22 protein-coding genes are annotated in these 22692 nt (G+C 63.2%); 18 read left to right on the forward strand and 4 right to left on the reverse strand.

Going from position 1 to position 22692, the window contains the following annotated elements; translation table 11 throughout:
- The first annotated feature begins 180 nt into the window (after positions 1–180).
- From HYE77_RS03610 to madM, 14 genes are all read left to right on the forward strand, one after another.
- Positions 181–6021, forward strand: a complete 5841-nt coding sequence (locus HYE77_RS03610; RefSeq protein WP_177068414.1) for an Hpt domain-containing protein — start codon at positions 181–183, stop codon at positions 6019–6021.
- The gene (locus HYE77_RS03615; RefSeq protein ID WP_003213725.1) at positions 6014–6469 is read left to right on the forward strand and encodes a chemotaxis protein CheW; all 456 of its coding nucleotides are present in this window, start codon (positions 6014–6016) and stop codon (positions 6467–6469) included. Before HYE77_RS03610 ends, HYE77_RS03615 begins: the two co-directional genes overlap by 8 nt.
- Positions 6470–6959: 490 nt before the next feature.
- On the forward strand, positions 6960–7286 hold the full coding sequence (locus HYE77_RS03620; RefSeq protein ID WP_177028013.1) for a DUF6124 family protein: 327 nt from the start codon (positions 6960–6962) through the stop codon (positions 7284–7286).
- Positions 7287–7348: 62 nt separating this feature from the next.
- Positions 7349–7978, forward strand: a complete 630-nt coding sequence (locus HYE77_RS03625; protein ID WP_003216798.1) for a nucleotidyltransferase domain-containing protein — start codon at positions 7349–7351, stop codon at positions 7976–7978.
- Positions 7941–8369 carry a hypothetical protein gene (locus tag HYE77_RS03630; RefSeq protein WP_003216800.1) on the forward strand — a complete coding sequence of 143 codons (429 nt, stop codon included), beginning with the start codon at positions 7941–7943 and terminating at the stop codon, positions 8367–8369. Before HYE77_RS03625 ends, HYE77_RS03630 begins: the two co-directional genes overlap by 38 nt.
- A 327-nt stretch (positions 8370–8696) precedes the next feature.
- Positions 8697–10367 (forward strand): malonate decarboxylase subunit alpha, encoded by a 1671-nt coding sequence (gene mdcA / locus HYE77_RS03635; RefSeq protein WP_177068415.1) that lies wholly within the window; start codon positions 8697–8699, stop codon positions 10365–10367.
- Positions 10368–11216 (forward strand): triphosphoribosyl-dephospho-CoA synthase, encoded by an 849-nt coding sequence (locus HYE77_RS03640; protein ID WP_177068416.1) that lies wholly within the window; start codon positions 10368–10370, stop codon positions 11214–11216.
- On the forward strand, positions 11216–11515 hold the full coding sequence (locus HYE77_RS03645; RefSeq protein WP_003216806.1) for a malonate decarboxylase subunit delta: 300 nt from the start codon (positions 11216–11218) through the stop codon (positions 11513–11515). Before HYE77_RS03640 ends, HYE77_RS03645 begins: the two co-directional genes overlap by 1 nt.
- Positions 11508–12350, forward strand: a complete 843-nt coding sequence (locus HYE77_RS03650; RefSeq protein WP_177068417.1) for a biotin-independent malonate decarboxylase subunit beta — start codon at positions 11508–11510, stop codon at positions 12348–12350. Before HYE77_RS03645 ends, HYE77_RS03650 begins: the two co-directional genes overlap by 8 nt.
- Entirely contained in the window at positions 12347–13123 is a 777-nt protein-coding gene (mdcE, locus tag HYE77_RS03655; protein WP_177068418.1) for a biotin-independent malonate decarboxylase subunit gamma, read from the forward strand. Before HYE77_RS03650 ends, mdcE begins: the two co-directional genes overlap by 4 nt.
- Positions 13117–13713, forward strand: a complete 597-nt coding sequence (locus HYE77_RS03660; RefSeq protein ID WP_177068419.1) for a malonate decarboxylase holo-ACP synthase — start codon at positions 13117–13119, stop codon at positions 13711–13713. Before mdcE ends, HYE77_RS03660 begins: the two co-directional genes overlap by 7 nt.
- Positions 13710–14615 carry a malonate decarboxylase subunit epsilon gene (mdcH, locus tag HYE77_RS03665; RefSeq protein ID WP_177068420.1) on the forward strand — a complete coding sequence of 302 codons (906 nt, stop codon included), beginning with the start codon at positions 13710–13712 and terminating at the stop codon, positions 14613–14615. The genes HYE77_RS03660 and mdcH overlap by 4 nt, the downstream gene beginning before the upstream one ends.
- Positions 14616–14861: 246 nt before the next feature.
- Complete coding sequence (gene madL / locus HYE77_RS03670) at positions 14862–15275, forward strand: malonate transporter subunit MadL (RefSeq protein ID WP_003216818.1); 414 nt, start codon at positions 14862–14864, stop codon at positions 15273–15275.
- 1 nt (position 15276) lies between these two features.
- Complete coding sequence (gene madM / locus HYE77_RS03675; protein WP_003216820.1) at positions 15277–16041, forward strand: malonate transporter subunit MadM; 765 nt, start codon at positions 15277–15279, stop codon at positions 16039–16041.
- 156 nt (positions 16042–16197) lie between these two features.
- On the opposite strand, the gene HYE77_RS03680 is transcribed toward madM, so the two are convergent.
- From HYE77_RS03680 to HYE77_RS03690, 3 genes are read right to left on the reverse strand one after another with little or no spacing between them, the layout of a single operon-like run.
- Positions 16198–17112: a LysR substrate-binding domain-containing protein gene (locus tag HYE77_RS03680; RefSeq protein ID WP_003216822.1), complete on the reverse strand. Its 915-nt coding sequence runs from the start codon at positions 17110–17112 to the stop codon at positions 16198–16200.
- Positions 17113–17149: 37 nt separating this feature from the next.
- The gene (locus HYE77_RS03685; protein ID WP_008434119.1) at positions 17150–17692 is read right to left on the reverse strand and encodes a chromate transporter; all 543 of its coding nucleotides are present in this window, start codon (positions 17690–17692) and stop codon (positions 17150–17152) included.
- The gene (locus HYE77_RS03690; protein WP_003216826.1) at positions 17692–18258 is read right to left on the reverse strand and encodes a chromate transporter; all 567 of its coding nucleotides are present in this window, start codon (positions 18256–18258) and stop codon (positions 17692–17694) included. The genes HYE77_RS03685 and HYE77_RS03690 overlap by 1 nt, the downstream gene beginning before the upstream one ends.
- A 235-nt stretch (positions 18259–18493) precedes the next feature.
- Between HYE77_RS03690 and HYE77_RS03695 the strand changes: the two genes are divergently transcribed.
- Positions 18494–19111, forward strand: coding sequence for a hemolysin III family protein (locus HYE77_RS03695; RefSeq protein WP_003216828.1), 618 nt, complete (start codon positions 18494–18496; stop codon positions 19109–19111).
- Here the strand turns inward: HYE77_RS03695 and HYE77_RS03700 are convergent.
- Entirely contained in the window at positions 19106–20008 is a 903-nt protein-coding gene (locus HYE77_RS03700) for a LysR family transcriptional regulator (RefSeq protein WP_177020237.1), read from the reverse strand. The genes HYE77_RS03695 and HYE77_RS03700 overlap by 6 nt on opposite strands.
- Before the next feature lie 108 nt (positions 20009–20116).
- Here HYE77_RS03700 and HYE77_RS03705 point away from each other — a divergent pair, with 108 nt between their 5' ends.
- The 3 genes from HYE77_RS03705 to HYE77_RS03715 are packed head-to-tail and all read left to right on the forward strand — an operon-like array spanning position 20117 to position 22682.
- Complete coding sequence (locus tag HYE77_RS03705) at positions 20117–21358, forward strand: D-amino acid dehydrogenase (RefSeq protein ID WP_177022321.1); 1242 nt, start codon at positions 20117–20119, stop codon at positions 21356–21358.
- Between the two features lie 10 nt (positions 21359–21368).
- Positions 21369–21722: a RidA family protein gene (locus HYE77_RS03710; RefSeq protein WP_177068421.1), complete on the forward strand. Its 354-nt coding sequence runs from the start codon at positions 21369–21371 to the stop codon at positions 21720–21722.
- Positions 21723–21746: 24 nt separating this feature from the next.
- Positions 21747–22682 (forward strand): transporter substrate-binding domain-containing protein, encoded by a 936-nt coding sequence (locus tag HYE77_RS03715; protein ID WP_256347107.1) that lies wholly within the window; start codon positions 21747–21749, stop codon positions 22680–22682.
- Positions 22683–22692 lie beyond the last annotated feature (10 nt).

Genomic DNA, 22692 nt, shown 5'->3' on the forward strand with positions numbered 1-22692 from the left:
TACAAGTCTAACCATACAAGCGGGCTTGCTCGCGAATGCGGTGTGTCAGTCGCCGACGCTTTGTCTGACCCACCGCATTCGCGAGCAAGCCCGCTCCCACAGTTGATCTCCTTTGTTTTGAGATCGGTGTACGCATGACCCAGCACTACCAGCAACTCATGAATTCAGACGGGAGCGGTTATGGTTGATCGGCACGACTACGTGGCCCTCGAATGGGTCAAGGGCGAAATTGCCGAAACCCTGAAACAGGCCCGCTCGGCGCTGGACGCCTATGTTGAAGAAAGCAGCAGCGAGGCCATCGGCCAGTGCCTGGAATGCATCCATCAGGTGCATGGCAGCCTGTTGATGGTCGAGTTCTACGGCGCGGCCCTGTTCGCTGAAGAAATGGAACAACTGGCCCTCGCCCTGCAAGGCGCGCGCGTCAGCCAGCGCGACGAAGGCATTCGCCTGCTGCAACAGGGCCTTGGCCAACTGCCGCTGTACCTCGACCGCGTACACAGCGCCCGGCGCGACCTGCCCCTGGTGGTGCTGCCGCTGCTCAACGACCTGCGCAGCGTGCGCGGCGAAAGCCTGCTCTCGGAAACCAGCCTGTTCAGCCCGCAACTGCTGGTGATCCCGCCGCTGCCCGAAGACGCCCTGGCCCAGCGCACGCCAGAGGATTTCCCCGAGCTGCTGCGCCAGTGGCGGCAGATGCTGCAACAGGCGCTGGTCGGTTTGCTGCGCGAAGACCACGGCCCCAGCAACCTGGAAGACATGGCGCGGGTCTTCGCCCGCCTCGAAGCCCTGTGCCATGGTGCGCCGCTGCTACCGTTGTGGCAGGTGACCTCGGCGCTGGTGGAAGGCATGCTCATTGGCGTGGTTGCCAACAGCCCGGCGTTGCGCAGTTTGCTCAAGGCCTGCGACAAGGAACTCAAGCGCCTGCTGATCCAGGGCATCAACGGGATCAACACCCCGGCCCCGGATGAGCTGCTCAAGAGCCTGTTGTTCTACGTCGCCAAAGTCACCCGACCGACTCCACGGATGCAAAGTTTGAAAGAACGATATGGCCTCGATGAAGCTTTGCCCGACAGCGCCGTGGTGGACGCCGAACGCGCCCGCCTGGCCGGCCCGGACCGCGACGCGATGGGCTCGGTGCTCGGCGCGTTGTGCGAGGAGCTGGTGCGGGTCAAGGAACGCCTGGACCTGTTCGTACGCAGCGACCGTCAGCACGCCTCGGACCTTGAGGCGTTGCTGGCGCCGCTGCGGCAGATCGCCGATACCCTGGCGGTATTGGGCTTCGGCCAGCCGCGCAAAGTGATCATCGACCAACTGGCGGTGGTACTCGGCCTGGCCCAGGGGCAGCGCGAACCCAACGATGCGGTATTGATGGACGTTGCCGGTGCGTTGCTCTACGTCGAGGCCACGCTGGCCGGGATGGTCGGCACTGTCGAGCCGGAGCGCCGCGAAGAAAGCCGCCTGCCTACCACCGACCTGACGCAGATCCACCACCTCGTCATCCGCGAATCCTGCCAGTGCCTGACCCAGGCCAAAGAGCTGGTGATCGACTGCATCGAGGCTCACTGGGACCTCCAGCGCCTGGAGTCGCTGCCCGAGTTGCTGACCCAGGTGCGCGGCGCGCTGGCGATGATTCCGCTGCCCCGTGCGGCGAGCCTGATGCGTGGCTGCAATGACTACGTCAACGAGCAACTGATGGTCGGCGACGCCGCACCTTCCGAGGCGCAGCTTGAGCATTTTGCCGATGTGCTCACCAGCCTCGAGTACTACCTGGAACGCATGCTCCAGGACCACGACGCCCCGGGCGAACGGGTGCTGGAAGTCGCCGCTGAAGGCCTGGCCGCGCTGGGCTATTTGCCGGCCGAAAAACCCTGGCGCCAGGCACTGCTTGAGCAGGGTGACACGCCCACGGAGCAAACCCCGTTCCTCGCCGATGCGTTGGCCAGCCCCACCTCGCGCCTCAACCCGCCGGCACTCCAGCGTCCCGGCAGCCTGCTGCCGCCGCCCGCCGGTGAAGAAGCCATCGATGATGAACTGCGGGAAGTCTTCCTCGAAGAAACCGCCGAAGTTCTCGACGTGCTGCATCGCTATGTGCCTGCCGGCACCGCCAGCCTGGAAGACAAGGCCACCCTGAGCGAAATGCGCCGCGCCTTCCACACCTTGAAAGGCAGTGGCCGCATGGTGCGCGCCCTGGTGTTGGCAGAGCTGGCCTGGGCCGTGGAAAACCTGCTCAACCGCGTGCTGGAGCGCAGTGTCGCACCGGGCCCGGATGTGCAAGCAGTGCTGGATGACGTGTTGGAATTGCTGCCGGAGCTGATCACCGATTTTGCCGACGATGCCCAGCGCCAGCGCGATGACGTAGACGAACTGGCGGCGCGGGCGCACGCCCTGGCCAGCCGTGTCGAACCGTCGGCCACAGACCCGGCCGCCCTGGACCCGCAGTTGCTGGAAATCTTCCGCAACGAAGCCCAGAGCCACCTCGACAGCCTCAACCGCTTCCTGCAACAGGCCACCGAGCACCTGCCGCTGCAAGTCAGTGATGACCTGCAACGCGCACTGCACACCCTCAAAGGCAGCGCCTATATGGCCGGTGTGTTGCCCATCGCCGAACTGGCGCGCCCGCTGGATCACCTGACCCGCGAATACAAGGCCCACCGCCTGCCGCTGGACCTGGATGAAATCGAATTGCTGCTGGAGGCCGAAGCGTTGTTCCAGCGCGGCGTGCGCCAGCTGGACAGTGACCCTCACGCGGCCATCAATGGTGCAGCAGGGCTGATCGAGCGCACGCAAAACCTGCTGAACAGCCAGCTTGAAGCCTTGCTGAATGCGCCCAACACCGGCCTGCGGATCAAGCGCGACCCGCAGTTGATCGCCAACTTCCTGGCCCAGGGCATGGACATCCTGCTGGACGCCGAAAGCCTGCTGCGCCGCTGGCAACAGCACCCCGGCGAACGCCAGGAACTGAGCGCGCTGCTGGACGAACTGACCACCCTCGGCGAAGGCGCGCACCTCGCCGACCTGCACCCGATGGACGAATTGTGCGAAGCCTTGCTCGACCTCTACGGCGCAGTGGAAGAAAGCAGCCTGGCGGTCAGCGAGCGCTTCTTCCACGAGGCCGAACAGGCCCACGAAGCCCTGATCAACATGCTCGACCAACTGGCCGCCGGCCAGGAAATCAGCGCGGCGCCGGCCCGGGTACGCGCCCTGCGCGAGCTGCTGGATGAAGGCCTCGACCCGTCCGCCACCGGCTTGATCAAGACCGATGGCAGCCGCGCGCTGAGCATCTCCGAGCTGGGCGCCGCTACGGCGAAGCTCGATCAGGGTTTTGCGGTGGATGACGAGATCGTCGAGATCTTCCTTGAGGAAGCGGTGGACATCCTCGACAGCGCCGGCCAGTCCTTGAAGCGTTGGCTGCTGGACCCGGATAACGCAGCGCCGCTGTCATCGTTGCAGCGGGATTTGCACACCCTCAAGGGTGGCGCGCGCATGGCTGAAATCGGCGCGGTGGGCGACCTGGCCCTTGAGCTGGAAAACCTTTACGAAGGTTTGGTGGACCGTCGCTACAGCTATTCCAGCGAGCTGGCCAATGTGTTGATGGCCAGTCATGAGCGGCTGGCGCTGTTGCTTGAGCAACTGCAACACCAGCAACCGTTGAGCGACTCCTCCGACCTGATCAGCCACTTGCGTGAGTTGCGCCAAGGCACCGGACAAGCGGCGCCCGCAGCGGCCGCCGAAGTCGAGACGCCGGGCAGTGATCCCGAGCTGCTGGATATCTTTCTCGAAGAGGCCGCCGACATCCTCGACAGCTCCGGCGCCGCGCTGTTGCGCTGGCAGGCCGAGCCGAAAAATCGCCAGGAAGTCGAGACACTGCTGCGCGACCTGCACACCCTCAAGGGCGGCGCTCGCATGGTCGAGATCGGCCCGATTGGCGACCTGGCCCATGAGCTGGAGTTTCTCTATGAGGGCTTGTCGGCAGGTTTGCTGGCGCCCTCGGCGGAGCTGTTCGCCTTGCTGCAAGGCTGCCACGACCGCCTGGCGCAGATGATCGATGCGGTGGCGGCGGGCATGCCGGTGGGCTCGGTGGACCTGCTGATCGAGCGCATCAAGAGCCTGGTGCGTCCGGCTGAAGTGACGGACGCACCGCTGGCGTTGACGGCAACCAAAACCGAGGCGGTGCCGGCCAGCGATCCGGCCGCCGACATGGTGAAGATCTCTGCCGACTTGCTGGATGACCTGGTCAACCTGGCGGGTGAAACTTCGATCTTCCGTGGGCGTATCGAGCAGCAGGTCAACGATGCGAGCGTTGCCCTCAACGAGGTGGAAACCACCATTGAGCGTATGCGCGATCAACTACGCCGCCTCGACACCGAGACCCAGGGTCGCATCCTCAGCCGCCAGCAGGCCGAGGCCGAACGCCTGGGCTACGAAGAATTCGACCCGCTGGAAATGGACCGCCATTCCCAGTTGCAACAACTGTCCCGGGCCCTGTTCGAATCGGCTTCCGACCTGCTCGACCTCAAGGAAACCCTCGACCGCCGCAACCAGGATGCCCACAACCTGCTGCAGCAACAGGCGCGCATCAACACCGAGTTGCAGGAAGGCCTGATGCGCACGCGCATGGTGCCCTTCGAACGCATGCTGCCACGGCTTAAACGCATCGTGCGGCAGGTGGCGGGCGAGCTGGGCAAGGACGTGGAATTTATCGTCGGCAATGCCGAAGGCGAGATGGACCGCAACGTGCTGGAGCGCATGGTCGCGCCGCTGGAACACATGCTGCGCAACGCCGTCGACCACGGCCTGGAATCCCGCGATGCACGATTGCTGGCCGGTAAACCCGAGAAAGGCCGCATCACCCTGGACCTGACCCACGAAGGCGGCGACATCGTTTTCGACATGCGCGACGACGGCGCCGGCGTGCCGCTTGAAGCCGTGCGGCGCAAGGCGATCAAGCGTGGCTTGCTCGACCCCAACCTGGAAATCAGCGACCGCGACGTGTTGCAGTTCATCCTGCAACCGGGGTTTTCCACTGCCGAAAAAATCACCCAGATTTCCGGGCGTGGCGTGGGCATGGACGTGGTGCATGAAGAAGTGCGCCAGCTGGGCGGCTCGATGGTCATCGACTCGACGCCGGGAGAGGGCGTGCACTTTCGCATTCGCCTGCCGTTCACCGTGTCGGTCAACCGGGCGATGATGGTGCAGTGTGCCGACGATCAATACGCGATCCCGCTGAACACCATCGAAGGGCTGGTGCGGGTCATGCCCCATGAGCTGGAAGGGCACTATCAGCAGGACCCGCCGCGCTACGAATACGCCGGCCAACGCTACGAACTGTTCTACCTCGGCGACCTGCTGCACACCGTCGGCCGGCCGAACCTGCTGGGCCAGTACCAGCCGCTGCCGGTGCTGCTGGTGCAATGCAACGAACGGCGCGTGGCGGTGCAAGTGGACGCCATGGCCGGCACCCGGGAGATCGTGGTCAAGGGCCTGGGGCCGCAGTTTGCCGGGGTGAAGGGCGTGTCTGGCGCAACCATCCTTGGCGATGGCCGCGTGGTGCTGATCATCGACCTGATGGCGCATATCCGCGCCCGGCCACCGGCGTTGCCGGCCCAGGCGGCGGACGCTCCGTTGATCCTCAACGACCCGCTGAAAAAGCGCCCGCTGCTGGTGCTGGTGGTGGACGACTCGGTCACCGTGCGCAAAGTCACCAGCCGCCTGTTGGAGCGCAACGGCATGAACGTGCTCACCGCCAAGGACGGTATCGACGCCATGGCCGTGCTGGAAGAGCACACCCCGGACCTGATGCTGCTCGACATCGAAATGCCGCGCATGGACGGCTTCGAAGTGGCCATCCAGGTGCGCGACGACCCGCGGCTGATGCGCATGCCCATCATCATGATCACCTCCCGCACCGGGCAAAAACACCGTGATCGTGCGATGGCGATTGGTGTCAACGACTACCTCGGCAAGCCTTATCAAGAGTCGGTGCTGCTGGAAAGCATCGCTTACTGGAGCAAGTCCCGTGCTTGATCACCGCGCAACTCAACTCACCGGCTTGCTGCTGCCATTGGCCGACCGTCACCTGTTGTTGCCCAACGTCGCCGTGGCCGAGCTGATCGACTTCCAGCGCGGCGAACCGGCCAGTGATGCGCCGCCGTGGTATTTGCGGCAGGTTACCTGGCGGGATCGGCAGTTGCCGTTGATCAGCTTTGAGGCCGCGTGTGGCGAGTCGGGCGTGGTGGGAGAGCGGGCGCGGATTGTGGTGTTGAACACCCTCGGAGGACGGCCGACGTTGAAGTTTATTGCGTTGGTGATCCAGGGGATTCCGCGTTCGTACAAGCTCGATAGCCAGTTGAGTTATGTGGACGTGCCGTTGTGCCCGCTGGAGTTGGCGGCGGTGCAGGTGGGGGAGCATGTGGCCAGGGTGCCGGATTTGATGGGGTTGGAGGCGTTGTTGGTCGAGGCCGGATTGGCCTGAGCTACACATGTTGATGATCGTTCCCACGCTCCGCGTGGGAATGAAGCCTCGGACGCTCTGCGTCCAACTGGCGATGCAAGGCTCAAGTCTTGCGCTGTGGTGACGCGGAGCGTCACGGGATGCATTCCCACGCAGAGCGTGGGAACGATCGCATCGGCGTGCGCTTTACAGTCGGATTTTTCCTGCAACCTCTCGCGCTGTGCATGAACTTGTTGTGCCCTGCGATCGCGCCTAGTCTTCGTCCGTCATCGCAAAAAACGGTGACACGGACGTGCAAGTCCGGTTACATGTCGGCGCACCAACGCCCATAGCCATTCAACGGGCGTTTTTTATGCCTGCTGTATTTCTTATGGCGGCTGTGCGTGGGAGATCCCTTGGGGTCTGCCGGGGTCCGATATGCCCGGTCTTGCACACCTGCGCACAGCTGCCACCTTATTCGCGTGCAAGCGGACGGTGTCAGCTTCCCTAATACATATCGGAGCTGCACATCATGTTCAAACCTACCCCCAATCCGCCCCACAACACCGAAATCGAACACCGCAAACTCCAGGCCGCCGCCGAGCGTGCGATGGATCATTACTTTCCGCCTTCGGCTTCATCTTCACTCTTTACCGTCACCCCCTCTCAATCCACCGAAGCCCTGCTGGCCAACGCTTCTGAAACCTTTGCCTCACTCAACGCCCTGACTTCCAACCTGGCCTTTGAATTGGAAGGTTCCCAGCGCGGCGTGGTGCTGGCCATTCAGCAGATGAGTGAGCTGGGGCAGTTACTGGTTGATCAGGCACTGGAGCAGGTTGCTCCTTCTTGCGCAGCCTAAAAACTTGATCGTTCCCAAAAAGGGACCTATCGTTCCCTTTTTGGGACTCTTCGGTCGCTGCCATGCAAACCCTGCCCCTTAGCACTGCGCTATTCACCGTGACTCAGCAGAAAGTCTTGGGTTTGCTCTTTGGCAAGCCCGACCATAGCTTCTTCACCAATGAAATCGCCCGCTGGGCAAAGGTGGGCAAGGGCAGCCTGACCCGCGAGCTGGAGCGTTTGCAGTTGGCAGGCATCCTGACGGTGACGCGCCAGGGCAACCAAACCCACTACCAGGCCAACCCGCAGTGCCCCGTTTACTCGGAGCTGTTGGCCATCGTGCGCAAGACCCTGAGCCTGGATGAGCCATTGCGCAACGCACTGGCTCCATTTGCCACGCAACTGAAGTGGGCATTTATCTACGGTTCCATCGCCAAGGGCGAGGCGCACTCATCCAGTGACATAGATCTGATGCTGATCGGCGAAAGCCTCAACTACAGTGAAGTCATGGAGCAGCTCATGCCGCTGGAAGAGCAACTGGGCCGCACCATCAACCCGACGCTCTATACCCCCGAAGACTGGATCGGCAAATGGAATGCCGGTCATAGTTTTGTGCAGCGGGTGGCGGAGCAGGACAAGATCAACCTGATTGGGGAAAACCCCGTGGAGTCCAAGGATGGACAGCAAGGCAAACCTGGAGAACCTGCAACGTAGTGGTGGCTTGAAGGCTGAGCCGCCGGATCGCACGGAATGTGATGGGTTGATGCGCTCTGCCCGTGATCGATTGAAGGACGCCAAAACCCCGCAATTATCTTTCGCCAGCCGTTTTGATTTGGCTTACAACGCGGCCCACGCAATCGCCCTCACAGCCTTGCGCTTGCACGGCTATCGCTCGGACAAGCGCTATCTGGTGTTCCAATGCCTGCTTCATACCACCGCAGCCAACAAGGTTCAGGTAAGACTGTTTGCGCTATGCCACGAGCGCCGCAACCTGGCGGAATATGAAGGGTATATGGATGAGGATGAGGGGTTGTTGGAGCAACTGATTGCGCATACTCAAGCGCTATTGAAGGAGGTCGAACAGTGGGTGACTAACCAGAAATAGCGGCTTGGGTGATGAAGCGAGATCAGTCCCAAAAAGGAACTGATCGTTCCCATTTTGGGACTTCTGCGCACGTTCTCCCGAACAGCGCTGAGCAAATGTGGGAGCGGGCTTGCTCGCGAATGCGGTGTGTCAGTACCCGATTTATTAACTGACCCACCGCATTCGCGAGCAAGCCCGCTCCCACATTTGAACTGTGTTGAGCCCGAGCCTCAGCATTTGCTAATTAACCATTACTCCAATCGTAACGGTTCACCGCCCAGCTTGATTGATGCCCCCCCAATACCCTCCTAAGGTACAGCCCACGACAGCAAATCCCGTGGAGCGACCATGACAACAACAACTTCCCCCGACTCGCGCTGGACGCGGCGGCGCGATGAGAAGCAGCGCCGCCTCGCATTGGTGCGATCCTTCGCCGATGGCGCCGTGCTCCCCAGCGAGCGCATTGTCGAAGCCCTGGAAGCCCTGATCCTCCCCGGCGACCGTGTGGTGCTGGAAGGCAACAACCAGAAGCAGGCCGATTTCCTCTCGCGCTCCCTGGCCAAGGCCGACCCCGCCAAGCTCCACGACCTGCACATGATCATGCCCAGCGTCGGCCGCTCCGAGCACCTGGACCTGTTTGAAAAGGGCATCGCCCGCAAGCTGGATTTCTCCTTTGCCGGCACCCAGTCCCTGCGCATCAGCCAGTTGCTGGAAGACGGCCTGTTGGAAATCGGCGCGATCCACACCTACATTGAACTCTACGCACGGCTGGTGGTGGACCTGATTCCCAACGTGGTCCTGTCGGCCGGCTTCATGGCCGACCGCGCCGGCAATATCTACACCGGGCCGAGCACCGAAGACACACCCGCGCTGATCGAGCCGGCCGCCTTCAGCGATGGCATCGTCATCGTCCAGGTCAACCAACTGGTGGATGACGTCACCGACCTGCCGCGCGTCGACATCCCCGCGAGCTGGGTCGATTTCGTGGTGGTCGCTGACAAGCCCTTCTACATCGAACCGCTGTTCACCCGCGACCCACGCCACATCAAGCCCGTGCATGTGTTGATGGCGATGATGGCGATCCGCGGCATCTATGAAAAACACAACGTTCAGTCGCTGAACCATGGCATCGGTTTCAACACCGCCGCCATCGAATTGATCCTGCCGACCTACGGTGAATCCCTGGGCCTGAAGGGCAAGATCTGCCGCAACTGGACCCTCAACCCGCACCCAACCTTGATCCCGGCTATCGAAAGTGGCTGGGTCGAAAGCGTGCATTGCTTCGGCACCGAACTGGGCATGGAGAACTACATCGCCGCCCGGCCGGATGTGTTCTTCACCGGCCGCGACGGCTCTCTGCGTTCCAACCGGATGTTCTGCCAACTGGCCGGCCAGTACGCGGTGGACCTGTTTATCGGCGCCACCTTGCAGGTCGATGGCGACGGGCATTCCTCCACCGTTACCCGTGGCCGCCTCGCCGGTTTTGGTGGTGCGCCGAACATGGGCCACGACCCGCGCGGTCGCCGCCATAGCACACCCGCCTGGCTCGACATGCGCCACGACGACGCCCCGGAAGCCTTGCTCGAACGCGGCAAAAAGCTCGTGGTGCAGATGGTCGAGACGTTCCAGGAAGGCGGTAAACCCACCTTTGTCGAAACCCTCGACGCGGTGGAAGTCGCCCGCAAAAGCGGCATGCCCCTGGCGCCGATCATGATCTACGGCGATGACGTCACGCACCTGCTCACCGAAGAAGGCATCGCCTACCTGTACAAGGCCCGTTCCCTGGAAGAGCGCCAGGCGATGATCGCCGCCGTGGCCGGGGTGACCGCCATCGGCTTGCGCCACAACCCCAAGGACACCGCACGCATGCGTCGCGAGGGCTTGATTGCGCTGCCCGAAGACCTCGGCATCCGCCGCACCGATGCCACCCGCGAGCTGCTGGCCGCCAAGAGCGTGGCCGATCTGGTGGAGTGGTCCGGTGGCTTGTACAACCCGCCCGCCAAGTTCAGGAGCTGGTAAATGCACGCACTCAAACTGCACGACCTGACGCTGGCCGAACGCCTGGCCGACATGGCCGTCGACGCGTTGATCGATGAGGCAGACCTGTCGCCGAAACCCGCCCTGGTAGACCGTCGCGGCAACGGTGCCCATACCGATTTGCACCTCGGCTTGATGCACGCCTCGGCGCTGTCGCTGTGGCCGGCGTTCAAGGAGATGGCCGAGGCCGCTATCGAATTTGGCGAAGTCGGTTTGCCCCTGCGTGAAGCCCTCGGGCGCATCGGTCGCGAAGGTGAGCAGGCGATGCTCGTCACCACCAGCGGCGTAAATACCCATCGCGGCGCGATCTGGGCCCTCGGCCTGTTAGTCGCCGCCGCCGCACTGCAACCGGAATCCTGTACTGCCAGCGCGGTGACGTTGCGCGCCGCCCGCCTGGCCTTGCTCAACGACCGTTACGCACCGCAACCGCTGAGCCACGGCGCCCAGGTCGCACAACGCTACGGCGCACGCGGTGCTCGCGAAGAAGCGCAATTGGGCTTCCCGTCAGTGCTACAGCGCGGCCTGCCACAGCTGAAAAAAAGCCGCCTGCAACAACACGGCGAACAGAACGCGCGCCTCGATGCCTTGCTGGCGATCATGACGGACCTGGCCGACACCTGCGTGCTCTACCGCGCCGGTCCTGAAGGCTTGCAGGCCATGCAGCAGGGCGCCCAAGCGGTACTGGACGCCGGCGGCAGCGCAAGCCTCGCCGGCCGCCGCCAACTGCATGAGCTGGACCAGCAACTGCTGGCGCTGAATGCCTCCCCCGGTGGCGCCGCCGATCTGTTGGCCGCCTGCCTGTTTATCGACCGCCTCGACGGAGCGCTGTGATGGAAACCTTATCCTTTGAATTCCCCGCCGGGCAGCCCGCCAAGGGCCGCGCGCTGGTAGGTTGCGTCGGCTCCGGCGACCTCGAAGTGCTGCTGGAACCGGGCACCGCCGGCACCCTGACGATCCAGGTGCAGACCTCGGTGAACGGTGCGCAGCTGCGTTGGCAGCATCTGTTCGAACGGATCTTCCAGGAACAGACACCCCCCGCATTGAACATCGATATCCACGACTTCGGCGCCACACCCGGCGTGGTGCGCTTGCGCCTGGAGCAAGGCTTCGAGGAGATCGGTCATGACTGACTTGCTGAACAAACACAGCTTCGTCGAACTCGGCGCCCGGCAACGGGCCAAGGCCTTGCTCGACGCGGGCAGCTATCGCGAACTGATCGACCCGTTCCAGCGCGTCATGTCGCCGTGGCTGAGCCGCCAGGGCGTGGTGCCGCAGGCAGATGACGGCGTGGTGATCGCCAAGGGCAGCATCGCCGGCTTGCCGGTGGTCATCGCGGCCATCGAAGGCAATTTCCAGGGCGGCAGTCTCGGTGAAGTCGGCGGCGCAAAGATGGCCGGTGCACTGGAGTTGGCTGCTGAAGACAACCGCAACGACATCCCGACGCGCGCCATCCTGCTGCTGGAAACCGGCGGCGTGCGCTTGCAGGAAGCCAACCTGGGCTTGGCTGCCATCGCCGATATCCATGCGGCGATTGTCGACCTGCGCCAGTACCAGCCGGTGATCGGCGTGGTGGCGGGCAGCGTCGGTTGTTTTGGCGGCATGTCCATCGCGGCAGGCTTGTGCAGTTATCTGCTGGTGACCCGTGAGGCGCGCCTTGGCCTGAACGGCCCGCAGGTGATCGAGCAGGAAGCCGGCCTTGAAGAATACGACTCCCGTGACCGGCCCTTCATCTGGAGCCTGACCGGCGGTGAGCAGCGTTTCAACAGTGGCTTGGCCGACCGGTATGTGGCCGACGACGTGGCGCAGATTCAGCAGCAGATCACTGAGCTGCTGCAACAAGGCTTGCCGGAAAACCAGCGCAGCCGTCAGGTTGATCACTATCTGGAACGCCTGGCCGCACTGAACGCCGAACCGCAAATCGACCCGGCGACGGTTCGCGATCTGTATCAGGGAGAACGCTCATGAGAGGTTTGCAGTGGTTCAACGCATTGAGCGGCGACGCAGCGCCAGTGAGCGGTTTGCCGAACTCGCTGAAAGTTGCCGACGGTGTGCTCGGTGATCAGCCAGTGCGCTTTATCGCGGTGGTCACCGACCCACAAAACCGCTTCCCTCGCGCTCGCAACGGTGAAGTCGGTTTGCTGGAAGGCTGGGGCTTGGCCAAGGCGGTTGATGAGGCGATCAACACCGGCGACAAGCGTCCGCTGATTGCCATCGTGGATGTGCCGAGCCAGGCCTACGGTCGTCGCGAAGAGGCCTTGGGCATTCACCAGGCATTGGCCGCCGCTGCCGACAGCTACGCCCGTGCCCGCCTGGCCGGTCACCCGGTGATCGCGCTGCTGGTGGGCAAGGCGATGTCCGGCGCCTTCCTCGCCCATGGTTACCAGGCCAACCGCCTGATTGCCCTGCGCGACCCCGGCGTGATGGTGCATGCCATGGGCAAGGCTTCGGCGGCGCGGGTAACCCTGCGCAGTGTTGAAGAGCTGGAAACCCTGGCCGCCAGCGTGCCGCCGATGGCCTATGACATCGACAGCTATGCCAGCCTCGGCTTGCTCTGGGAGACCTTGTCGGTCAGCCAGATCGAGCAGCCCACCAGCGAAGATGTGGCGCGGGTCAGCGAGTGCCTGGTGCAGGCGATCAAGGATGTGCAGGCCAGCGGTCGGGACCTGAGCGGTCGCCTGGGCGCCACTAACCGCGCGGCCTCCAGCCACGTGCGCCAACTGCTGCGGGAGCAATGGTGAACGCTCACGACTTGCTCTGGGGCATGACCCCGGCGCATGCGCCCGCTGATGCGCCGGCCTGGGTGCTGGAAGCATTGGCCGCTGGGCATCCGGTGGTGGTGCGGCGTGCCGTCGCGTCGCCGGGCCAAGTAGCGGTGGGGGTACGCGGGCGCTTGCGCGAGCAGCGCTTCGCCGCCGTGATGCCGATGGCGGCGGTGCAGCGGCGCGTGGTGCCGGAAGACCTGCGCGGTGTGATCTCGCCAAGGGATTTGCCGGCGTTGCAGGCCCTCGCTCAGTTGCAACCGGTGCTGGCGGGAGAGAGTTGGGGCGTCACCGGCAGTGCGGGTTTCGAGTTGGCCAGCGGCGTCGAAGCGCTGCATGCCAAGAGCGATCTGGATTTGATTCTGCGCACGCCCGAGCGCCTTGATCGCAGCGATGCAGAGGACCTGCTGGCGATACTGGATACGGCGGTGTGCGCCGTCGACCTGCAACTGCAAACGCCTTTTGGCGCGGTCGCGTTGCGTGAATGGGCCGGTGGTTCGCGTCGCGTGCTGCTGAAGAACGCCAGCGGCGCGCAGTTGGTGCTCGATCCTTGGCAGGCCGTGGCATGAGCAGCCTCCTGGCACTCCCGGGGCAGGGCGCCCAGCGTCCCGGCATGCTCCAGCAATTGCCGCGTGCGGTGCTGGACGAAGCCAGTGCTGCCCTCAATGAGGATGTGCTTACCCTGGATTCTGCCGAAGCGCTGGCCTCGACCCGTGCCGTGCAGCTCTGCCTGTTGATTGCCGGTGTGGCCAGTGCGCGTTTGCTGGAACACACCCCCGATTACGTCGCCGGCCTGTCCATTGGTGCCTATCCGGCCGCCGTGATCGCCGGCTCGCTGGACTTTGCCGACGCGTTGAAACTCGTCAGCCTGCGCGGCGAATTGATGCAACACGCGTATCCCCACGGCTACGGCATGACCGCCCTTATCGGCCCGGACCTGTCCACCGTCGAAGCCTTGCTTGCTCAGGTCCACAGCCCGCAAACCCCGGTTTACCTGGCCAATATCAATGCCGACAACCAGACGGTCATCGCCGGCAGCGATGAGGCCATGAAGGCGGTCGCCAATCTGGTGCGCGGCAACGGCGTCGCCAAACGCCTGGCCGTCAGCGTGCCGTCTCATTGCGTACTGCTGGAAAAACCCGCCGAGGCCCTGGCCGAAGCATTCGCCCAAGTGACACTGAAACCGCCGAGCATCACCTACCTGAGCAGCACCCGCGCCCGGCCGATCCACAACACCGAACACCTGCGCGACGACCTCGCCTTCAACATGTGCCGCATCGTCGACTGGCGCGGCACCGTGCAAAGCGCCTTCGAGCGCGGTGTGCGCCTGCATCTCGAACTGCCTCCCGGTGCCGTGCTTACAGGCCTTGCGCGCCGGGTGTTCGAGCAAGGCACCGTCATCGCCTTCGAAGGCGCCCGCCTGGACACCTTGCAGGCCTTGCTGCGAGAGGAGGGAAACCATCACCGATAGAGCTCCACCAAGGCTGATGCTGGTCGGTCAAGAGATAGAGCGGGTCACCCATGACCTGTGGCGAGGGAGCTTGCTCCCGTTGGAGTGCGCAGCGCTCCGAGGATTTCAGGGCCGCTACGCAGCCCAACGGGAGCAAGCTCCCTCGCCACAGGTACGGTATTCATCTTTATCGGATCGGCATTGCCGCCCAAGGCTTTCGAAGCACAAAAACAACAATTTCGATGAAGCACTTTGAGGACAACCATCATGATTATTTACGGTGTGGCGTTGCTGGCGATCTGCATGTTGGCCGGCGTGATTCTGGGAGACATGCTCGGCGTGTTGCTGGGCGTGAAATCCAACGTGGGCGGGGTGGGCATCGCAATGATCCTGCTGATCTGCGCGCGGCTGTGGATGCACAAGCACGGCGGCATGACCAAGGAATGCGAGATGGGTGTCGGCTTCTGGGGTGCCATGTACATCCCGGTGGTGGTGGCGATGGCGGCGCAACAGAACGTGGTCACCGCGCTGCACGGCGGCCCGGTGGCGGTGCTGGCGGCGATTGGTTCGGTGGTGGTGTGCGGTTGCACGATTGCCTTGATCAGCCGCACGCACAAGGGCGAACCGTTGCCCGATGAAGAGCCGCTGATTGCGGCTGCACCTGTCGCGGGAGGTCGCTGATATGTGGGAACTCATCGAGAAAGGCCTGGCAAATAACGGCTTGGTCACCGCCTTTGCATTTGTCGGCGTGGTGATGTGGATTTCGGTGGTGCTGTCCAAGCGCCTGACCTTCGGACGCATCCACGGCTCAGCCATCGCGATTGTGATCGGGCTGGTGCTGGCCTGGGTGGGCGGTACCTTGACCGGCGGCCAGAAAGGCCTGGCGGATGTGGCGCTGTTTTCCGGGATCGGCTTGATGGGCGGCGCCATGCTGCGGGACTTTGCCATCGTGGCCACAGCGTTTGAAGTACAGGCCACCGAGGCGCGCAAGGCCGGCTTGATTGGTGCGATTGCCTTGCTGCTGGGCACGGTGTTGCCGTTTATTGTGGGCGCGAGTATCGCCTGGGCGTTTGGTTATCGCGATGCGATCAGCATGACCACCATCGGCGCGGGCGCGGTGACGTACATCGTCGGGCCGGTGACCGGGGCGGCGTTGGGTGCAAGCTCGGATGTGGTGGCGCTGTCCATTGCGACTGGGTTGATCAAGGCGATCCTGGTGATGGTGGGCACGCCCATGGCGGCACGCTGGATGGGCCTGGATAACCCGCGCTCGGCGATGGTGTTTGGCGGCCTGGCCGGTACGGTGAGCGGCGTGACGGCAGGCCTGGCGGCGACGGACCGGCGGCTGGTGCCGTATGGCGCACTGACCGCCACCTTTCACACCGGGCTTGGGTGTTTGCTGGGGCCGTCGGTGCTGTACTTCATCGTGCGCGGGATCGTCGGCTGACCCGAGAGGTGTCGACCGCTTTTGTGGCGAGGGAGCTTGCTCCCGCTGGAGCGCGAAGCGGTCCCAATGCATTCTTCCTGAAACAACGCGGGCGCTGATTTTACGACTGCTGCGCAGCCGAGCGGGAGCAAGCTCCCTCGCCACAGGGGATCATTGTCAGGTTTGGCGGTTCGCATACATCCGGCACTCCGCCAACAGCGCGAGCAGGTTCGGGTCGCGTTCCTTGGCTTTCAGAAACACCACGCCAATGTGCTGCTGCAAACGGTAGCGCGGTTGCAGGGGAATCAGCTTCACCCGGTTCTCGTACACCGCCGCAATCCGTCCCGGCAGCAGCGCATAACCCACGCCCGAACTGACCATGCTCAGCAGGGTGAAGATGTCGTTGACCTGCATCGCCACCTTCGGCTCGAACCCCGCCTGCTTGAATACGCGGTTGCCATCCTGGTGGGTGGCGAAGCCTTGGGTGAGGGTGATGAAGGTGGCGTCGCGCACGTCCGCCAGGTCGATTTCCTGCTCGCGGTCGAAGGGTGAATCGGCCGGGGTGGCGAGGAAGATGTCGTCGGAAAACAGCGCGATCTGCTCGCAGTCCGGATCGTTGGCGTGCTCGTCGAGGGAGATCAGGATCGCGTCGACTTCCATGTTCTTCAGCTTGTACAGCAGGTCGAAATTGGAGCCGAGGATCAGGTCGATATTCAGCTCGCTGCGGCGAATCTTCAGCCCCATGATCAACTGCGGCACGGTCTTCACCGTCAGCGAATACAGCGAGCCCAGCTTGAAGCGCTCGGCGGAAAAGCCGGCGGCCTCGCGGGTCACCCGCACGCTGTCGACCACATCCTGCACCAGCTTCTGCGCACGCTCTTCCAGCACATAGGCGCTTTCCAGCGGCGTGAGGTTGCGCCCTTCGTGCTTGAACAGCGGGCAGCGCAGGGCGTTTTCCAGGGAGTGGATCGCCCGGTGCACGCTGACGTTGCTGGTCTGCAATTCAGCCGCCGCCCGCGCCAGGTTGCCGGTGCGCATGAACGCCAGGAAGATTTCCAGCTTCTTGAGGGTGAACTCTTCGTCGATCAGCATGGGCGTGACTCTTGTTCGAATGCCGTCGATTGTGCCCCTAAAACCAGTTCACTCCCAGCCATGCGCTGCACAGGCCCAACACCACGCCGAGGATGATCAGCCAGATTGCGTTGAGCCTTGTGTAATACACCACGGCAGCGCTGGCCAGGGTCAGTACCAGGCTGGTGGCGTTGTTTTCCAGGCTGTTCATCAGGATGTAGCTGGCGGCCAGGATCAGCCCGATGGAGATCGGCAGCAGGCTGCCTTTGACCCGCTGCACCCACGGGGTCTTGGTGTGTTTTTCCAGCCAGCCGGCGCCGAAGTAGGTGAGCACCGAGCAGGGCACCAGCTTGGCGGTCAGGGCCACCAGGGCGCCGGGCAACCCGGCGGCTTGCTGGCCGATAAATACCAGGAACATGCCATTGGGCCCGGGCAATGCCTGGGACAGGGCGAAGAAGGCGACGAACTGGGCGTCGGTGATCCAGTTCATGTCGGTGACGGTGTAGCGGTGGATATCGCTCAGGGCCACGGTGTTGCCGCCAATCGCCATCAGCGACCACAGCGCGCATTGGATCATCAGGTGAAACAGCACGCTCTGCATCAGCCAGCCACCTTCTGCTTGCCCATGAAACTCAAGGCCAGGGAGCTAGGAATGCAGATCAGCAGGACCATCCACAACGGCAGCACCAGCACCGCCATCAATACGAAGGTCAGGACGAACGCGCTGTAGTTGGCCAGGGTCCGCGGCATGGCCTTGAGCAGGCGCAAGGTGGTGCCGAGCATCAGCCCGGTGGCGATCGGCATCACCGCGCCGAAGATCTGCTGCACCACGTCATGGCTCCACCATTTGGCATAGGCGAAGCCGGCCAGCACGGTGATCAGCGAGGGGAACAGATACAAGCCGACCACGGTCACAACCGCACCCGGCAAACCGTGCAGGCGCCGACCGTAGATGATGCCGACGTTGGCGATATTCGGCCCGGGGAAGAATTGGCCGGTGGTCAGCAACTCGTTGAAGCCTTGTTCGCTGACCCACTGCCGGCGGTCGACCATCATCTGCCGCGCCCAGGGCATCACGCCGCCGAAGCCAAACAGGCCGACCATGGCGAAGTTGTAAAACAACTGCCACAGACTCGGGTGGGGCTGGGCAGGTTCGAGGTCGGGCATGGGCGTTACCGATGAGGGGCTTTTATGTAGGAGCTGGCTTGCCTGCGATAGCGTTGGGTCAGACATGTATCTGCTGCTGATACACCGCTATCGCCGGCAAGCCAGCTCCCACAGGATGAAGCGAATCATCCATCGGTGTGTGTATTTGGGCAAATGAAGAAAGGTTGTTACCTGATATTCGGTGGGTGACGTCAGAATGGTCGAGGTGATAACCGTTATTCGAGGTGAGTGACACATGTATCACGGGGAACGATTCAACGCCTGGAGCCACTTGCTCGGGGCGGTTGCGGCTTTTGTGGGTGCGGTATGGATGTTGGTGGTGGCCAGTATGGACGGCAACCCCTGGAAGATTGTCAGCGTGGCCATTTACGGTTTCACGTTGCTGGTGCTGTACAGCGCGTCCACCGTGTACCACAGCGTGCGCGGGCGCAAGAAAGCGATCATGCAGAAGGTCGATCACTTTTCGATCTACCTGCTGATCGCAGGCAGTTACACGCCGTTTTGCCTGGTGACGCTGCGCGGGCCGTGGGGCTGGACGCTGTTCGGGATTGTGTGGGGGCTGGCGGTGATCGGCATCCTGCAGGAGATCAAGCCACGCTCCGAGGCGCGGATCCTGTCGATCGTGATCTACGCCGTGATGGGCTGGATCGTGCTGGTGGCGGTCAAGCCGCTGATTGCTGCGCTGGGCCCCACGGGTTTTGCCTGGCTGGCGTCGGGCGGGGTGCTGTACACCGTGGGCATTATTTTCTTTGCCCTGGAGGACCGCCTGCGGCACTCCCACGGGATCTGGCATTTGTTCGTGATTGGCGGCAGCCTGCTGCATTTCGTGGCGATCATGGGGTACGTGTTATAGCCGGTCCAATTGCTCCTGGGCCCGGCTGCCGAAGATCTCCAGCAGGCTCGCCAGCATATGCGGCGGCGGTTCGTCGGCGCGGGTCAGGGCGTACAAGGTGATTGGCAGCGGCGGCGCAAGGGGGCGAATGCAAGTAGTGGCCGGTGATGCGCCGAGGGCGGTGAACGGATCAATCACCGCCAGCCCGGCGCCGGATTCGACCATCGCCCTGGCCAGGGAATAGGTCTGCACCGCGATGCTGACCCGTGGCGGTGGATCGACCGCTTCCAGGTAGCTGTCCAGCTTCGCCGACAACGGGTCGGCGCTGGACAGGCCAATCAACGGCGCGCCCGCCAGGGCCATCAGCGGCAACGGTTTGCCTAGCTCGTTTTCCTTCCAGTAACCCTGCGGCGCCAGCGCCACCAGCACGCCGTGGGCCAACGGCTGGGCGTTCAGCCCTGGGTGATCGGGCGGTTGCAGGGTCAGCGCCACGTCGACCTCACGCATCAACAGGTTTTGCACCAGCTCGCGGCTGTGGGCGCTGGACAGCTCGCAGGCGATGTCCGGGTAGCGTTGGGTCCATTCGCGGATGGCCGGCGGCAGCAACGACAAGGCCAGCGCGGGTGTGGCGCCGATACGCAGGCTCTGGCCCGGCTCGCGGCGCAGGTTCTGTGCCAGGCGCCGCACGCCTTGCAGGCTTTCGGTCACCTTGTCGACTTCGCGCTCCAGCGCCAGCGCTTCCGGGGTTGGCTGCAGCTTGCCGCGTATGCGCAGGAACAGCGGGAACCCCAACTGCAACTCGGCGTGCTGCAGCACCTTGCTCACCGCCGGCTGCGAGACATGCAGCAACTGGGCGGCGGCGCTGATGGAACCGGTCTGGCGGATGGCCTGGAAGATTTCGATATGACGCAAGCGCATGGGCAGTCCATAACCTTTGTTTATGGGTGACCCATCTTTATTCATTGTCCCGCCGCTGTCACCTGCCTCTAACCTTCAAGCCTGACATCGCACGGTTAAGGGACGCACATGGCTCAGCAGGTTTGCATCATCGGTGGCGGGGTTATCGGCCTGGCGAGTGCCTACGCGCTGGTGCGTGCCGGCATGCAGGTGACGGTGGTCGAAGCCCGGGAAACCCTGGGCAGCGAGACCAGCTTCGCCAACGGCGGGCAACTGTCCTACCGCTATGTCGCGCCGTTGGCCGACAAGGGCGTACCGTTGCAAGCCATCGGCTGGATGCTGCGCGGTGACTCGCCGCTGAAGCTGCGCCCGCGCATGGACCCGGCGCAGTGGCGCTGGATGGCCTCGTTTCTGGGCGCCTGCCGTGGCTCGGTGAACCAGCGCAATGCGGCCCACTTGCTGCGCCTGGCGTCCTTGAGCCAGGGCACCCTGCAACGCTGGCGTGAAGAAGACCAACTGGGCGGTTTCCACTGGCGGCGCAACGGCAAGCTGGTGACCTTTCGCAGCCTCGACAGCTATGAACGCGCCTTGAATAAAGTGACCGACCCGCTGCAACAGCAAGTGCTCTCGGCGGCGGACTGCGCACGGCTGGAACCGACCCTGGACAGCGCCAGTTTTGCCGGCGGCATCTATACGCCCAATGAAGAGGTCGGCGACTGCCATGGGTTCTGCCAGCAACTGGCGGCGCGCCTTGAAGCGTCGGGGCGTTGCACGTTCCTGTTGGGGCGCAAGGTGACGGCGATTCGTCACAGCGCAGGCGCCGTGCAGGCTATCGAAATGGGCAGTGAAGTCTTGCCGGTGCAGCACCTGGTGCTGGCCGCCGGGCACCGCAGCCCCGAGCTGGCCTTGCCGGGTATGTCACTGCCGCTGTATCCCCTCAAGGGTTACAGCCTGAGCGTGCCGATTGGCGCGCAGCATCAGGCGCCGAACATCAGCATCACCGATTACGACCGCAAGATCGTCTACGCGCGCATCGGTGAGCAACTGCGGGTGGCGGCGATGGTGGATATTGTCGGCTTCGACACCCGCCTGGAACCCAAGCGCCTGGCGCTGATTAAACGTCAGGCACTTGAGACGTTCCCGCTGGCCGGTGACTACCAGCACGCGGTCGAATGGGCCGGTATGCGCCCGGCCACGCCGACCGGCGTGCCGTTGATTGGTGCCAGCGCCTACAGCAACCTGTGGCTTAACCTCGGCCACGGCGCCCTCGGGTTTACCCTGGCTTGCGGCAGCGGCCAGGTACTGGCCGAGTTGATTGGCCGGCACACCACTTCCATTGATATGCAGGGCTTCGCGCCCCGTGCCGCTTGAGGATATTTCGATGACCATCACCCGAATCAACAGCAACAGCCGCTTGTCTGGCGCCGTGGTTTTTCAGAATTTGGTGTTCCTGTCCGGCCAGGTGCCGGGCGAAGGCCGCGATGTGAAGACCCAGACCGAAGAGGTGCTGGCCAGGATTGATGCACTGCTGGCCGAGGCCGGCAGCGACAAGGATCATCTGCTGAATGCGACCATCTACCTGAACAATATCCAGGAGGGTTTTGCGCCGATGAATGAAGTCTGGTCCGCCTGGCTATCGCCGGGGCAGGCACCGACGCGTACCACGTTGCAGGCGCAGTTGGCGCGACCGGACGTGCTCGTTGAAATCAGCGTCATTGCCGTGCGCCGTCCATAACTAAAACAAAAACGGAGAATAACAATGCAAAAACTGTGGCGAGGGGGCTCGTCCCCCGTCGGGCTGCGCAGCAGCCCCATACTCTTCCTGGCCCTGATATTGAGCGCCCAGACCCAGGCAACCGAAGCCCCCCTGGAAGGCACGCTGAGCAAGATCGCCAACGCCAGGAGCATCACCCTCGGCTATCGCGATGCCTCGGTGCCGTTTTCCTATGTGGGGGATCACAGCGGCAAGCCCATGGGCTATTCGGTGGAGCTGGCGAACAAGATCGTCGAGCGTATCCAGCAGAAAACCGGTGTGCCGAAGCTCAACGTGAAGTACAACCTGGTGACTTCCCAGACCCGCATAGCCCTGGTGCAAAACGGCACCGTGGACCTGGAATGCGGTTCCACCGGCGTGACCGCCGAGCGGCAGAAACAGGTGGCGTTTTCCTACGGGTTTATCTACGTGAAGGGCCAGTTGCTGACCGCCAACGACAGCGGCATCAAAAGTTTCTCCGACCTGCAAGGCAAGAACGTGGTAACCACCGCCGGTACCACCAACGAGCGGTTCCTCAAGAGCTACAACGTCGATCACAAACTGAACATGTCGGTGATCAGCGCCAAGGACCACGGCGAAGCCTTCCAGATGCTGCAATCCGGCCGGGCGGCGGCGTTCTACATGGATGACGCGTTGCTCTACGGGGAGCGCGCCAAGGCCAGGGACCCGCACAAGTGGGTGGTGGTTGGGGAAGAACAGTCGCGGGAAATCTACAGCTGCATGGTGCGCAAGGACGACCCGCAGTTTCTCGCGGTGGTCAACGAGACCCTGGCCGGGCTGTACAGCTCGGGGGAGATCAACGGCATTTACCAGCGCTGGTTTGAGCAGCCGATTCCGCCCAAGGGCCTGAACCTGGAATTCCCGATGACCAGTGAGTTGAAGGCGATTATTGCGACGCCTGTGAGTGACCCAGTGGAGTAGCGGAGTGCAA

The organism is Pseudomonas sp. IPO3774 (assembly GCF_013386835.1).
In the GTDB taxonomy this organism is placed as follows: domain Bacteria; phylum Pseudomonadota; class Gammaproteobacteria; order Pseudomonadales; family Pseudomonadaceae; genus Aquipseudomonas.

Bases quoted from the DNA above. Each gene is read 5' to 3' on its own strand.
- HYE77_RS03610 (WP_177068414.1), top strand. From the start codon at position 181: ATGGTTGATCGGCACGACTACGTGGCCCTCGAATGGGTCAAGGGCGAA.
- HYE77_RS03620 (WP_177028013.1), top strand. From the start codon at position 6,960: ATGTTCAAACCTACCCCCAATCCGCCCCACAACACCGAAATCGAACAC.
- HYE77_RS03625 (WP_003216798.1), top strand. From the start codon at position 7,349: ATGCAAACCCTGCCCCTTAGCACTGCGCTATTCACCGTGACTCAGCAG.
- HYE77_RS03630 (WP_003216800.1), top strand. From the start codon at position 7,941: ATGGACAGCAAGGCAAACCTGGAGAACCTGCAACGTAGTGGTGGCTTG.
- mdcA (WP_177068415.1), top strand. From the start codon at position 8,697: ATGACAACAACAACTTCCCCCGACTCGCGCTGGACGCGGCGGCGCGAT.
- HYE77_RS03640 (WP_177068416.1), top strand. From the start codon at position 10,368: ATGCACGCACTCAAACTGCACGACCTGACGCTGGCCGAACGCCTGGCC.
- HYE77_RS03645 (WP_003216806.1), top strand. From the start codon at position 11,216: ATGGAAACCTTATCCTTTGAATTCCCCGCCGGGCAGCCCGCCAAGGGC.
- HYE77_RS03650 (WP_177068417.1), top strand. From the start codon at position 11,508: ATGACTGACTTGCTGAACAAACACAGCTTCGTCGAACTCGGCGCCCGG.
- mdcE (WP_177068418.1), top strand. From the start codon at position 12,347: ATGAGAGGTTTGCAGTGGTTCAACGCATTGAGCGGCGACGCAGCGCCA.
- HYE77_RS03660 (WP_177068419.1), top strand. From the start codon at position 13,117: ATGGTGAACGCTCACGACTTGCTCTGGGGCATGACCCCGGCGCATGCG.
- mdcH (WP_177068420.1), top strand. From the start codon at position 13,710: ATGAGCAGCCTCCTGGCACTCCCGGGGCAGGGCGCCCAGCGTCCCGGC.
- madL (WP_003216818.1), top strand. From the start codon at position 14,862: ATGATTATTTACGGTGTGGCGTTGCTGGCGATCTGCATGTTGGCCGGC.
- madM (WP_003216820.1), top strand. From the start codon at position 15,277: ATGTGGGAACTCATCGAGAAAGGCCTGGCAAATAACGGCTTGGTCACC.
- HYE77_RS03680 (WP_003216822.1), bottom strand. From the start codon at position 17,112: ATGCTGATCGACGAAGAGTTCACCCTCAAGAAGCTGGAAATCTTCCTG.
- HYE77_RS03685 (WP_008434119.1), bottom strand. From the start codon at position 17,692: ATGCAGAGCGTGCTGTTTCACCTGATGATCCAATGCGCGCTGTGGTCG.
- HYE77_RS03690 (WP_003216826.1), bottom strand. From the start codon at position 18,258: ATGCCCGACCTCGAACCTGCCCAGCCCCACCCGAGTCTGTGGCAGTTG.
- HYE77_RS03695 (WP_003216828.1), top strand. From the start codon at position 18,494: ATGTATCACGGGGAACGATTCAACGCCTGGAGCCACTTGCTCGGGGCG.
- HYE77_RS03700 (WP_177020237.1), bottom strand. From the start codon at position 20,008: ATGCGCTTGCGTCATATCGAAATCTTCCAGGCCATCCGCCAGACCGGT.
- HYE77_RS03705 (WP_177022321.1), top strand. From the start codon at position 20,117: ATGGCTCAGCAGGTTTGCATCATCGGTGGCGGGGTTATCGGCCTGGCG.
- HYE77_RS03710 (WP_177068421.1), top strand. From the start codon at position 21,369: ATGACCATCACCCGAATCAACAGCAACAGCCGCTTGTCTGGCGCCGTG.
- HYE77_RS03715 (WP_256347107.1), top strand. From the start codon at position 21,747: ATGCAAAAACTGTGGCGAGGGGGCTCGTCCCCCGTCGGGCTGCGCAGC.